Source organism: Actinoplanes sp. NPDC021490, from assembly GCF_055562135.1.
Map to the genome: position 1 here is coordinate 88,129 of NZ_JBVHFW010000016.1, position 12,954 is coordinate 101,082.

Below are 12,954 nucleotides of genomic sequence, written 5' to 3' on the forward strand. Positions count from 1 at the left end.
ACGGGAACGCGACTTCCGCCAAGCTACGCCACGGGTACGACGAAATACGATGGACGCATGACTCACTGGTACGAGTCCGCCATCGACCGGCAGCTGCGTGAGGCAGCGGAGCGGGGCGAGTTCGACAACCTGCCCGGAAAGGGCAAGCCGTTGCCCGGCCACGGCCGGGACTACGAGGACGACTGGTGGGTGAAGGACTGGCTGGAACGCGAGGGCGCGACCGCCGCGGTGATCCCGCCCACGCTGGCCGTGCGCCGCGAGACCGAGGATCTCGAGGCCAAGGTCGACGGGCTGCCCGCCGAGCGTGAGGTCCGCGCCTACGTCGCCGAGCTGAACGAGCGCATCCGCAAGGCCACGGTCGGGCTGATGGACGGCCCGCCGGTGATCATCCCGAGTCTCGACGCCGACCGTGTGGTCGAGGGCTGGCGGTCACGGCGCTGACGGCCCGAACCCAGCTGGTTCTCAGAAAGCGGTGTTACCGAATTGGTCGACGACTGCGCTGAGCCCCGCCGGAGGACCCCCGATGAACGCCCTGAACACCTCGAAACCGGGGGCCCTGGCCCGTCTCGGCGGAGTGCTGGTGCTGATCGGCGTGCTCGTCGCCGTAGCCGCGATCCCGGCCGGCGCGGTGCTGACGGCCGGCGCGCACTGGAGCGAGAAGCAGCGCGAGGAACTTCCGGCCCAGCTGCTCGACCCGCCCGCGGCCCAGCTGACCCGCGTCTACACCCGTGACGGCACGCTGCTGACGACGTTCTACGACGAGGACCGGCAGGACGTCGCGCTGGCCCAGGTCGCCCCGGTCATGCGGAACGCGATCGTCGCCGCCGAGGACACCCGCTTCTACGAGCACGGCGGGGTCGACCTCAAGGGGGTGGCCCGCGCGCTCGTCTCGGACGCCCGCCGCGGCTCGGCCGAGCAGGGTGCGTCCACGCTGACCATGCAGCTGGTGCGCAACGTGCTCAAGGAGGACCCGACGCTGACGACGGCCGAGCGGGCTGCGGCGACCGAGGACACCCCGGCCCGCAAACTGCGCGAGATCCAGTACGCCGTCGAGCTCGAGTCGCGGCTGAGCAAGCAGCAGATCCTGCAGAACTACCTGAACATCGTGTACTTCGGCGACGGGGCGTACGGGATCGAGGCCGCCGCCCGCCGCATCTTCGGGGCCAGCCCGGCCCGGCTCGACCTGGCCCAGGCCGCCCTGATCGCCGGCATCGTCCAGTCGCCCGACGCCGACAACCCGATCGGCGGCGATCGCGCCCGGGCCCGGGAACGCCAGGCGTACGTCCTCGGCGCCATGCTCAAGGCCGGCCTGATCACCCCGGCCCAGCGCGACGCGGCCGTACGGGAAAAGCTGAAGTTCTTGGGGCAGGCCCAGCCCAACGGGTGTGTGGACGCCACCGGCCGGGCCGACGGGCGGGGCTTCTTCTGCGACTATTTCGAGCGCTGGTGGGACACCCAGACCCAGTTCGGCGCGACGAGGACCGAACGGGAGAACGCGCTGCGCCGCGGCGGCTACACGATCGTCACCACGCTCGACACGGGCGTGCAGAAGGTCGCGGCCGAGCAGGCCCGTGCGGTCTACCCGCTCCGCGACGCCAAGACCCTGCCGATCGCCGTCGTCGAGCCGGGCACGGGCCGGGTGCTCGCGCTGGCCGTCAACCGCGAGTACGGCACCGGCCACTCGATCGCCCGCACCATGAACCCGCTGATCAGCGGCGGGGGAGGGGTGAGCGGGTATCCGTCCGGCTCGACCTTCAAGATGTTCACGATGCTGGCCGCGCTCGAGGCCGGGATGCCGCTCGCCTCCGGGTACGACTCGCCGGCCAGGCTGGTCACCGAATGGCCCGCCTCCGGCCCGGACAGCTGCGACGGCCGGTACTGTCCCGGCAACGCCAACCCGGGCTGGATGGACGGCTACCGCACCATGTGGACCGCGTTCGGCCGCTCGGTCAACACCTACTTCGTGCACCTGGAGGAGCAGGTCGGGCCGGCCGCCGTGGTCGCGATGGCCAAGCGCCTCGGGATCAGCTTCAGCGCACCGGCCGACGCGCGGATGGCCGCCGGCAGCGCGGATTCGTGGGGGTCGTTCACCCTCGGCGTCATCGACACCACGCCCCTCGAGCTGGCCTCGGCCTACGCGACCGTGGCGGCTGACGGTCGATACTGCGCGCCGCGGCCGGTCGAGTCGATCACCCGGCCCGGCGGCGCCCGGGTCGTCCTGCCCGCCAACTGCTCGCAGGTGCTGGACCCCGCGATCGCCCGGGCCGCCACCGACGCCGCCCGCTGCCCGGTCGGCCGGCAGAGCAGCTTCGGGGAGTGCGACGGCGGCACGGCACCGCAGGTGGGCGAGATCTTCGGCCGTCAGGACGTGGCCGGCAAGACCGGCAGCACCGAGGACAACCGCACCGAGACCTTCGTCGGTTTCACCCCGTCCGTGGCCGCGGCCGGCATCGCCGCCGATCCGGCCGACCCGTCCGATCGGGTCGGCGGCGCGGCCGAGCCGCGGGTGGTCACGGCGGTCGCCCGGACCCTGCACGCCGCGGCCGGTGACTACGCGTACGAGAAGTTCGCACCGCCGAGCGGCCGGACAGCGTACGGCGGGTGATTCACTCAGGATCGGGGGTTTTCCTGCCGACATCAACAGTGTGACCGCCGCCGACGAGCAGCGACGCCTGGCCGCCCTGCACGAGTACGAGTTGCTCGACCAGCCCGCGGGTGACGAGCTGGAAGCTGTGGTGCGGGTGGCGGCCCTGGTGGCCGGTGTGCCCAATGCGACGCTCAACCTGATCGACGAGAACCGGCAGTGCCAGCTCACCACCCACGGGTTCGAGGGCACCGACAGCGCGCGCTCCGACTCGATGTGCGCCGTGCGGTTCGAGTCGGGCGAGGTCACCTGCCTGCCGGACGCGAGCCTCGATCCGGCGTTCGCGGTCAACCCGTGGGTGATCGGCCCGCTCGGCCACGTCCGGTTCTACTTCTCGGCGCCGCTGGTCACGCCGCGGGGGTACGCGCTGGGGTCGCTCTGCGTCTTCCACAGCGAGCGGCACGAGCTGACCGCCGAGCAGATCGACCGCCTCGGGGACCTGGCCGGGGTGATCCTGGCCCTGTTCGAGCGCCGCCGGCAGGCCCGGGTCAACGCCGCGCTGGCGGCCGAGGTGCGGCAGCAGCACGAGCAGCTCGAGCTCGCGCACGCCGACCTGAGCCGGGCGCACGCCGAGAAGGCCGCCACCATCGCCGAGCTGCGCCGGTCCAACACCGAGCTGGAACAGTTCGCCGGTGTGGTCAGCCACGACCTGGCCGCGCCCCTGACCGTGGTCAAGGGCTATCTCGAGCTGATCGAGGAGCGGGTCGTCCACCACGACGCCGAGTCGGCCCGCTGGATCGGGGCGTCGACCCGGGCCGTCGGCCGGATGCAGCGCCTGATCACCTCGCTGCTCAGCTACGCCCGGGCCGGTCACGCGCCCTGCCGTCCCGAGCCGGTGAAGCTGGGCGATTTGGTCGAGCAGGCCCTCAACGACCTGCGTGGCAGCCTGGACGGCGCGACCGTGACGGTGCCGCCGGACCTGCCGGTGCTCGAGGCCGACCCGACGTTGATCCGCCAGCTGCTGCAGAACCTGCTGGGCAACGCCATGAAATACCGGCGCCCGGACCGTCCGTGCCGCATCGTGGTCAACGCGCAGCAGGACGGCGGGCAGTGGCGGATCGCCGTGGCCGACAATGGCGTCGGTATCCCCCCGGCGCAGCGCGAACGGATCTTCGAGATGTTCACCCAGGTCGACCCGGCCTCCGGCAAGGGGCACGGAGTCGGCCTGTCGACCTGCCAGCGGATCGTCGAGCGGCACGGCGGGCACATCGCGGCCACCGGGACGCCCGGCGGCGGCGCGACGGTCGTGTTCACCCTGCCCGTCCGGGTCCCGGCGGCGGCCCCGTCATGATTTTCCAGCGGTTGGCGGCGACGAGGCTGAAGTACCGGGTGGCCGGCGGGTTCGCCGGGCTGCTCCTGCTCTTTCTCGTGCTGATCGTCGCGCATTTCGTGGTGACCGACCGGGAACGCCTCCAGCACGAGACCCACGAGACGCGGATCGACGTCGCCCGGGACACCAACCGCGCGGTGCTGCAGTACATGACCGACGCCGAGACCGGCATCCGCGGCTTCCAGCTCACCGGCGACAGCGCCTACCTCGAGCCGTACACCAGCGGGCGGGCCGGCGCGTTCAGCGCGCTCGAGCGGCTGGCCGAGGATCCACTGGACGCCGAGACCACCCGGCTGCTGCTGGTCGAGCGTCAGTCGGCCGAGGGCTGGCTCTACGGGTACGCCATCCCGATCGTCAACGCCGGGGTGGCCGACACCAATGCCGCCCGGGCCGCCCGCGGCCGGGATCTGTTCGACCGTCTGCGGACCGCCAACGCCGACGTCTTCGCCGCGATCGAGAGCTTCGAGCAGCGCGTCGGCGACCGCGAGCGGGACCGGGCCACCTACGCCACCCTGCTTTTCGCCGGGCTGGCCACGCTGGTCGTGGCGGCCGGTCTGGGCCTGGCCATGCTGCACCAGCGGCACCTGCTCGTTCCGCTCGAGCACCTTCGGCTCACCCTGCGCCGCCTGGCCGACGGCGACCTCACCGCCCGGGCCATCCCGTCCGGCCCGGGCGAGCTTCGCGCCCTGGCCGGCACGCTCAACGACCTGGCCGCGCGGACCGAGCGGCTGATCAGCGCCGAGCAGGCCCGGGTGGCTCGCAGCGAGCTGCGCCAGACGGTCGCCGCGCAGCTGCAGGAGGAGGGCGAAGCGCGGGAGCGGGCGGCGCGGATCGTCGAGGTGGTCGGGGCGACCCTGGGCGCCGGGGCGGTGCACATCCGGTTCACCCTTCAGGCCGGAGTCCCGATCGAGGCGACGTGGCCGCGTACCGCCGGGCCGCTCGACCCGTCGATCGCCGAGCAGGCCCGCTCGTGCGCGCCCGGCGGCTCGCTGGTCCCGGCCGGGCTGCCCGGCGGGCTGGTGATCCCGCTCAGCGGCGACGCGGGCTGCCCGCCCGGGGCGATCTGCCTGGTCCGCCCGGACAGGCCGGCCTGGTCGGAGGAGGAACGCCGGCTGCTGATCGGGCTGGCCCGCGAGATCGACCACGCGGCCCGCCAGGAGCGGCTGCGGCTGCGCCAGGCCCGCCTGATCAACGAGCTGCGGGTGCTCGACGAGCAGAAGGACGTGTTCGTCGCCACCGTCACCCACGAGCTGCGCACGCCGCTGACCAGCATTCTGGGCTACGGCGAGATGCTGGTCGACGACGAGGAGCACGCGATCGGGTTGTCGCTGGTGCAGAAGCGCGCGGTGGAAGCGATCCTGCGCAACGCGCACCGGCTCGAGTCCACGGTGGCCGACCTGCTGCTGCTCGACCGATCCCACGACCGGGACGGTGACTCCGACGCGGCCCCGGTCGACCTGGCCCGCCTGGTCAGCGAGGTGCACACCACGCTGGGCGCGGCGGCGCGGGCCAAGGATCTGCGGTACGAGCTGTCGGCCGAGCCGGCCTGGGTGCGCGGCGATCCCGTCCAGCTCGAACGGGCGGTCCGTAACCTGCTCGACAACGCCGTCAAGTTCACCGCGCCCGGCGGGAGCCTGGAGTGCCGGCTCGCCTGCATCGACGGGCGCGCGGTGGTCACGGTCACCGACACCGGCATCGGGATCCCGGCCGACGACGTGCCCGGGCTGTTCACCCCGTTCCACCGGGCGGCCAACGCGATGGATCAGGCCGTGCAGGGCAACGGGCTGGGCCTGGCCATCGTCCGCACCATCGTCAACGACCACGGCGGCACCGTCACCGCCCGCTCCGAGCTGGGCCGGGGGAGCACCTTCACGCTGACGCTGCCCCGGATTCCCGCTCCTCCGGCGCCGCCGCGGCTCGCAGAGCCGACCAGATCCGGTCGCGGGTGAAGGGCAGCTCGGTCAGCCGTACGCCGGTGGCGTCGCGCACCGCGTTGGCCAGCGCGGGCGCGACCGGGTTGAACGGGCTCTCGCTCATCGATTTCGCGCCCAGCGGTCCGATCCGGTCGTCCGTGTCGGCGAACAGCACCTCGGTGCGGGGCACGTCGGCGAACGTCGGCAGGTGATACTGCCGGAACCCGGTCGTGGTGACCTGGCCGTCCGGCCCGATGCCGACGTGCTCGGCCAGGGTCGCCCCGAGCGCCTGGGCCACGCCGCCCTCGATCTGCCCGCGGCACTGCAGCGGGTTCATCACCGTGCCCGCGTCGGCGCTGTGCACGCTGCGCAGGATCCGCAGCTCGCCGGTGTCGGGATCGACCGCGACCCGGAACCACTGCGCGTTGAACGCCACCGACCGCGGGCTTCCGCCCCAGTGGCCCTCGGCGCTCAGCGGTGTCTCCGACCGGACCGCCAGCTCGTCGAGCAGCGCCTCGGTCAGGCCGGCCTCCCCGGCCCGGGCCAGCAGCAGCGCGTGCAGGCCACGCGCGGCGTGCAGCACCGCCCGGCCGGCCACGACCACCCCGGTCGACGCGAACGCCCCGGTGTCGTGCCGCACCACGTCGGTGTCGGACTGCCGCACGGTGATCCGGTCCGGGGTCGTCCCCAGCGCGTCCGCGGCGATCTGGGCGTGCACCGTCGTGCTGCCGTTGCCGAACTCGGCCGTGCCGACCGCGATCTCGAACCGGCCGCCGGGCCGCAGCGTCGCCGTCGCGTCCGCGTAGTGCCCGCCGGGCGGCCCGGCCGCGATCATCGCCACGGCCATGCCGTCACCCACGAGCCAGCCGTCGGGCGCAGCCTCCACCGGCCCGGCCGCCGCGTCCCGCAGGTGATCGAGGCACTGGTCCAGCCCGTACGAGGCGATGGTCAGGTCGTCGGCGTGGTCGCCGGGCGCGGTCAGATGGTCGCCCTCGCGCACGATGTTGCGTTCGCGCAGCGCGATCGGGTCGACGCCCAGCCGCCGGGCCAGCTCGTCGAGCGCCGACTCGACCGCGAACGACACCTGGCCCAGCCCGTACCCCCGGAACGCGCCCGCGGGAACCGTGTTGGTGTAGACGCAGCGGGCGTCGGTGCGCATGTTCGGGCAGCGGTAGACGGCGATCGACTCGTGGCAGCCGTGGAACATGACCGCGGGACCGTGGTTCCCGTACGCCCCGGTGTCCGAGACCACCCCGAGCTGCAGCGCGGTGAGCGTGCCGTCGGCGCGCGCCCCCACCTTGACGGTGACCGTGAACGGATGCCGGGTGGTGGCCGACGTGAACTGCTCGGCCCGCGTGTACTCGTGCCGCACCGGCTGGCCCAGGCGCAGGACGGCCAGCGCGACCAGATCCTCGACCAGCATCTCCTGCTTGCCGCCGAACCCGCCGCCGACCCGGCCCGCGATCACCCGCACCCGGTCCTCGGGCAGTTCGTACAGCTTGGCCAGGGCCCGCCGGGTCAGGAACGGCGTCTGCGTGCTGGTGCGCACGACGAGCCGGCCGTCGTCGTCGAGCCAGCCGACCGCGCCGTGCGTCTCCAGGCTGGCGTGCTGCACGCGCGGCGTCCGGAACGTCCCCTCGTAGATCGCGGTGGCCTCGGCGAACCCGGCTTCGGGATCGCCCAGATCGGCGTGCAGCTCGGCCACCACGTTGCGCCCGGCCCCCGGGTGCAGTTGCGGGGCGCCCTCGGCCGTCGCTTCCTCCGGCGTGAGCACGGCCGGCCACACCTCGTAGTCGACGGCGAGCGCGCGGATCCCCTCCTCGGCGGCGGCCTCGCTGGTGGCCACGACCGCGGCGACGCGCTGGCCTGCGAAACGCACCACGTCGTCGAGCACCCGGGTGTCCCAGGGGTCCTCGGACGCGTGCTCGTGCTGGGCGGTCGAGAATCGGGCGGCGGGCGCGTCGGCGTGGGTGAGAACCAGTTCGACGCCGGGCACGGCCAGCGCGGCCTCGGTGCGTACGGCGGCGATCCGGGCGTGCGGGTGCGGCGAGCGGAGCACCTTGAGATGCCGCACCCCGGGCACGTCCAGGTCGAACGTGTAGCGGGCGGCGCCGGTCACCACCTCCGGACCGGCCGGGGCGCCCAGGCTCGCACCGACCGACTTCCCGGTTACCGGTTCGGCCACGTTGACCACCCCGGCCACCGCGTCGGCGATGGCGCGGTATCCCGTACAGCGGCAGAGGTTGCCCTTGAAGGCCCGGGGAAGGTCGGCGCGCTGATCGTCGGTGAGCGCGGCGGTCGTCATGATCAGGCCGGCCGTGCAGAACCCGCACTGGAAGCCCTGCGCGTCGAGGAACTGCTGCTGCACCGGATGCAGGGCGTCCGCGCCGGCCAGCCCCTCGATCGTCGTGACACTGCGACCGGCCGCGCGGAACGCCGGATAGACGCAGGAGTGCACGGGCAGGCCGTCGACGTGCACCGTGCAGGCGCCGCAGTCCCCGGTGTCACAACCCTTCTTGACCCCGTACGCTCCCTGTTCGCGCAGGTAGGTGCGCAGGCACTGCCCGGGGCGCGGCGGACGCTCGTGCTCGGCGCCGTCGATCCTCATGCCAGCTCCGCCCGGATCTGCTCCGCGTAGAGCCGGGTCAGGTGCCGCCGCCAGTCCGGCTGCCCGTGCACGTCGTCGACGTAGGCGTCGGCCCCGATCCGCTCGGTCAGCGCCACCGCCACGCGCTCGGCGTTCGGCGGCTCACCGAACCGCAGCACGTACGGGCGTTTCGTCGCCGCGGTCACGGTCAGCGTCAGCCCGGCGGAGTCGCGCCGCCCGATGACCAGCACGCCCGAGCGGCCATGGGCGTGCAGAGACCCTTGCCGGTACGCCGTCACGGCCGCCAGCGCCGGGGCGGGCAGATGCATCGAGCGCAGCAGTTCGCCCTCGCGGAGCACGGTGGTGCCCTCGCCGGTGACGAACTCGGCGACCGGAACCGTGCGCTCGCCGTCCGGGCCCTGCAGCAGCACGGTGCCGTCGAGCGAGGCGCCCAGCGCGATCATCGGACCGGCCGGCAGCGCGGCGCACAGGTTGCCGCCCACGGTCGCCACGTTCCAGATCTTGAAGGAGGCCAGGAACGCGTGGCAGCACCGCTCGGCGATGTCGTAGCCGCTGGCCGCCAGCTCGGCGATCGTGCAGGTGGCGGCGATCTCCAGGCCGTCCTCGCGCGGCGTCAGCGCGGGCCAGCCGGCCGTGGTCAGATCGAGCAGCCGGGTCAGGTACGGGCGGGGCTCGCCGAACAGCGCCGTCCCGCCGCCCAGCCACGCGTCGCCCGGCCGCCACTGACCCACCTCAGCTGGGCTGATGACTTCGGCCACGGTGTTCAGGTCCACGTCCGTACGCTACGCGCGTCGTGTTTCGATCAGCTGACGATCAGGATCGTGGCCGCGACCGTGACCGCCCACGCCGCGAACAGCAGCGGCGGCCGGTGCGGCGTCTCGATCTGGGGCGGCGGAGGCGGCGGGCTCATCGCCAGGGCCTGGATCCGGGTGTCGCGCAGCGCGGCCACGAGCTGGTCGGCCGTGCGTTGATGCGAGCGCGACGGCCAGGGCGGGGGCACCGGCACGTTGAGCACGGCCTCGCCCGCGGTCAGCACCACCGTGCCCTCGTCGTCGTGCACGATCGCGCTGTCGGTGGCCCACGGCTCCCGGCTGCGGCCGCGAAATCCGATCGCCGCGACGCCGCCCGCGTGCCAGCGCAGCCGCGGCCGCAGCTGGGAGCGCCAGCCGAACTCGTAACCGGCCGCCGCGGCCACCCCGGCCACGGCGATCAGCACGTTGCGGGGCAGCCCGGCCAGATGGGCCGCCTCGGTCAGCGCCAGCGCCGCGCCGAGGCCGATCGCGACCGTGGCGATCCAGGCCCGCTGCGGGCTGATCCGGTGCTCGCGCGGCTGGAACGCGCCGGCGTCCCGGTCGGCCGGGCGCAGCGACGCCGGGTCGACCAGCTGCTCCTCGTCGTCCTCGATCTCGCGGGGCAGACCCTCGACCACGTCGTACGGGACCTCGATGACCTCGCCGACCGGGCCGACCGGCACGTGCAGCCGGTTGCCGACCTCGAGCACGCACCAGCTGCCCGGGCGGGGGTCGCCGTAGAGCACGGCGGCCTCGGTGTGCACGCCATCCTCGTCGTGTCGCGGTTCCGGCTCGGCCACGTCGAAGGCGAACTCCAGCGCCGTCCGGCCGTCCTCGGCGGGCAGCAGGACATGCACGTAGCCCTCCTGCTCGACGGCGCGGACGGCGTGCACGGGCTGCGGCACGGTGAACAGGCGGCGCAGCGCGGCCTGGTGGCGTACGGCCCGGGACAGCAGCGCGCAGCCCAGTGAGAAGGCGGAGACGGTGGCGGCCAGCCAGGGCACGGCCGCGTCGTCCACGGCCACCCACGCCACCCCGGCCGCGGCCCCGAGCAGCAGCGCGAACCCGGCCACCTCGGCCGGGGCGGCGACGTGCGGCAGGGCGTACGGGGGAGGGGGTTTGCGGTGCGGTACCGGAAGCGGCGCGGGCGGCTTGTCGAGGCGCGACACCAGGATCGCGGCCGCCGCGTAACCCCAGGTGGCGATGACCGTGCCGGGCGAGCCGGCCAGCGGGGTCCAGATCACCGCGCCGAGCACGGCGGCCCACGCGGCGGCGCCCCGGTGGGCGTAGACCATCAGCGCCGGCCCGATCAGCACTCCGAGCCCGAGCCAGCGCGCGGCCGGAGCCGGATCCGAGGGGCCGCCGAAAACGCCGAAGACCAGCAGGAACACGACCAGGCCGGCGACCGGCACGGCGGTGTCCACCCGCATCAGCCAACGCATGACTCCATGGTCATGCGTTGGCCGACATTTTGTAGCGGTTTGCCGGGCTTGTCAGGGGCCGCTGACGATGCTGGTGACCTGATGGCCGCTGTTCACCGTCTGACCCGTGCTGTTGATGACGTTGGTGATCGTGCCGGTGCCGCCCAGCGAGACCGTCACCATGTTCCGGAACCGCACACCGGACTTGACCGGCACCTCGAACGCCCGCGCCGCCACGACCGACGGGTTGACGTTGAAGAAGCAGTAGCTGCCCAGGCCCCACGCCTCGTGCGTGGTCACCGAGTCGGCCACCTTGTACGCAGCCCAGCCCCGCGTCGAGCCGTTCATCCAGGCGGCCTGGTTCGGCGGGTCGTACGGCATCTCGTTCTGATAGAAGTAGGTCCGGCCGCGGTCACCGTTCCAGATCGTCTGGTACTGCTGGTAGTGCTCGACGAACAGGCCGTAGAAGGTGACGTCGTTGCCGTTGACGATCAGGCCGTTGCGCCCGGTGTTGACGTTCCAGCCGACCGTTCCGCCGTTGCCGTGGTCGGCGCGCCAGATCCAGGCGTGGTCACCGATCACGTTGTTGCTGTTCACCTCGACGCTCACGGTCGCCTTGCCCGCGATCGAGCCGCCGACCCGCACGAAGACATCGGACAGCACGGTCGGGTTGGCGGCGTGCGAGGCGGACGAGCCGGCCGGGCCGACCTGCAGCAGGGTGTTCGAGTTGGTCGTGCCCGCGTCGAAGAGCACACCGGCCAGCCGTACGCCGTCCACGTCGGCGATGTTCATGGCGTTCACGCCGCCGGTCGGGATGAACGTGGCCAGGCCGAGGCCGAGGATCACGGTGTTGGCCCGGGTCACGTTGAGCGTCTGGTTCAGGTTGTAGACGCCCGGCGTGACCAGCAGGTTCTTGCCGGACGCAAGGGCCGCGTTGATCGTCGTGGCGGTGTCGCCCGGCTTGACGACATAGAACGTGCTGATCGGCAGCGACGTGCCCGCCGGGTTGCCGCCGGCCCAGGTAGTGCCGGACGCGTTGCTGCGCAGGGCGGGCACGAAGACCTGATAGGCCCCGGCCGAGTCGACGTACAGGTAAGGCTTCTCGGCGATCGTGGGGGACGAGCCGATCGTCGTGTACGGCGGATTCGGGAAGCTCTGGGCCGGGGCGCCGGGGGAGCCGACGAACACCTGGTTCCAGTTCGAGCCGCTCCAGCTGCCCATCTGCGAGTTGCGGGTGAGGAACTGCTGCTGGCTCCCGGACTGGATCTGGCCGTCGATCTTCGAGTCGGCGATGAAGCCACCGGACGACCAGCCGCCGTCGGACAGAGCCAGATTTCCCCGTACGTGCATCCGGCGGTACGGCGCGGCCTGGGAGACGGCCCAGCGGTCGAGGCCGTCCTGCGGGGTGACGCTCAGGCCCTCGGCCGCACGCCAGAAGTTCTGGGTCGCGTTCTGCGAGCCGTCCGGCCACCAGTCGGCCTCGACGTGCACGTGGCCGTTGATGTTGACCTGGTCGGGGACGAGGCCGAGACCGGCGACCTGGGTGAAGAAGCCGACGTTGACGTCCACGTTGTAGTTGCCCGGCTTGAACAGAAGCGCCTGACGGGCCGTGCCGAACTGGTTCGTCACCTGCTGGTTGAAGACGCTGTTCAGCTTGCTCTGGATCGTGGCCGCGCTCATCGACGGGTCGAAGATGGCGACGTTCGGGCCGAGGTCCGGGTTGCCCGGGTTCGGCGGCACGGTCGTCGGTGGGGGCGTACCGGTTCCGTTCATCGTCCATTTCTGGTTGGCGCCGCCGCCGCAGGTCCACAGCTGCAGCTTGGCCCCGTCGGCGAGGTTGTTGTCCTTGATGTCCAGGCACTTGCCGGCCTTGACGTTGACCAGGTCACGGGCCGCGTTCAGGGTCCACTGCTGGCTGGTCAGGCCGCTGTAGCAGTCCCACAGGTGCACGGCCGCGCCGTCGGTGGTGGCGCCGTTGACCACGTCCAGGCACTTGCCCAGGCCGCGCAGCGAGCCGTCGTCGCCCAGCGTCCACGTCTGGTTGGGGCCGCCCACGCAGGTCCACGTCTGGGGCTGGTTGCCGTTGGCCGTGCTGCCGTTGGTCACGTCCAGGCACTTGCCGTTGGCGGCGCTGGCGATCGATCCCGTGGTGGCGGCGAACGCGTTGGTCACGCCGACAATGCCGAGGGCCGCGACTGCTACCCCGACTACCGCCGTGGTGATGATTCTTCGTCTCATATCGGGGAT

General features: G+C 72.6%; 8 protein-coding genes. 4 read left to right on the forward strand and 4 right to left on the reverse strand.

From position 1 onward, the window contains the following. The first annotated feature begins 57 nt into the window (after nt 1-57). The 4 genes from ACZ3I4_RS34260 to ACZ3I4_RS34275 all read left to right on the forward strand — a co-directional run bounded on the left by ACZ3I4_RS34260 (nt 58) and on the right by ACZ3I4_RS34275 (nt 5,923). Nucleotides 58-441: a DnaJ family domain-containing protein gene (locus ACZ3I4_RS34260; protein ID WP_465386224.1), complete on the forward strand. Its 384-nt coding sequence runs from the start codon at nt 58-60 to the stop codon at nt 439-441. 82 nt (nt 442-523) lie between these two features. Then, a complete protein-coding gene (locus ACZ3I4_RS34265; RefSeq protein ID WP_465386225.1) occupies nt 524-2,605 on the forward strand; it encodes a transglycosylase domain-containing protein in 2,082 nt (693 codons plus the stop codon). A 40-nt stretch (nt 2,606-2,645) separates the two neighbouring features. Continuing rightward, nucleotides 2,646-3,935, forward strand: a complete 1,290-nt coding sequence (locus tag ACZ3I4_RS34270; protein WP_465386226.1) for a GAF domain-containing sensor histidine kinase — start codon at nt 2,646-2,648, stop codon at nt 3,933-3,935. A gap of 11 nt (nt 3,936-3,946) precedes the next feature. Continuing rightward, complete coding sequence (locus ACZ3I4_RS34275; protein WP_465386227.1) at nt 3,947-5,923, forward strand: ATP-binding protein; 1,977 nt, start codon at nt 3,947-3,949, stop codon at nt 5,921-5,923. Here ACZ3I4_RS34275 and ACZ3I4_RS34280 read toward each other — a convergent pair. Genes ACZ3I4_RS34280 through ACZ3I4_RS34295 form a run of 4 tightly spaced genes read right to left on the reverse strand, consistent with a single transcriptional unit; the run spans nt 5,844 to nt 12,945 of the window. Continuing rightward, the gene (locus ACZ3I4_RS34280; RefSeq protein ID WP_465386228.1) at nt 5,844-8,495 is read right to left on the reverse strand and encodes a molybdopterin-dependent oxidoreductase; all 2,652 of its coding nucleotides are present in this window, start codon (nt 8,493-8,495) and stop codon (nt 5,844-5,846) included. The genes ACZ3I4_RS34275 and ACZ3I4_RS34280 overlap by 80 nt on opposite strands. Beyond that, on the reverse strand, nt 8,492-9,268 hold the full coding sequence (locus ACZ3I4_RS34285) for an FAD binding domain-containing protein (RefSeq protein WP_465386229.1): 777 nt from the start codon (nt 9,266-9,268) through the stop codon (nt 8,492-8,494). Before ACZ3I4_RS34285 ends, ACZ3I4_RS34280 begins: the two co-directional genes overlap by 4 nt. 29 nt (nt 9,269-9,297) lie before the next feature. Continuing rightward, nucleotides 9,298-10,728: a hypothetical protein gene (locus ACZ3I4_RS34290; protein WP_465386230.1), complete on the reverse strand. Its 1,431-nt coding sequence runs from the start codon at nt 10,726-10,728 to the stop codon at nt 9,298-9,300. A gap of 51 nt (nt 10,729-10,779) precedes the next feature. Further along, nucleotides 10,780-12,945, reverse strand: coding sequence for a ricin-type beta-trefoil lectin domain protein (locus ACZ3I4_RS34295; protein WP_465386231.1), 2,166 nt, complete (start codon nt 12,943-12,945; stop codon nt 10,780-10,782). Nucleotides 12,946-12,954: the final 9 nt, after the last annotated feature.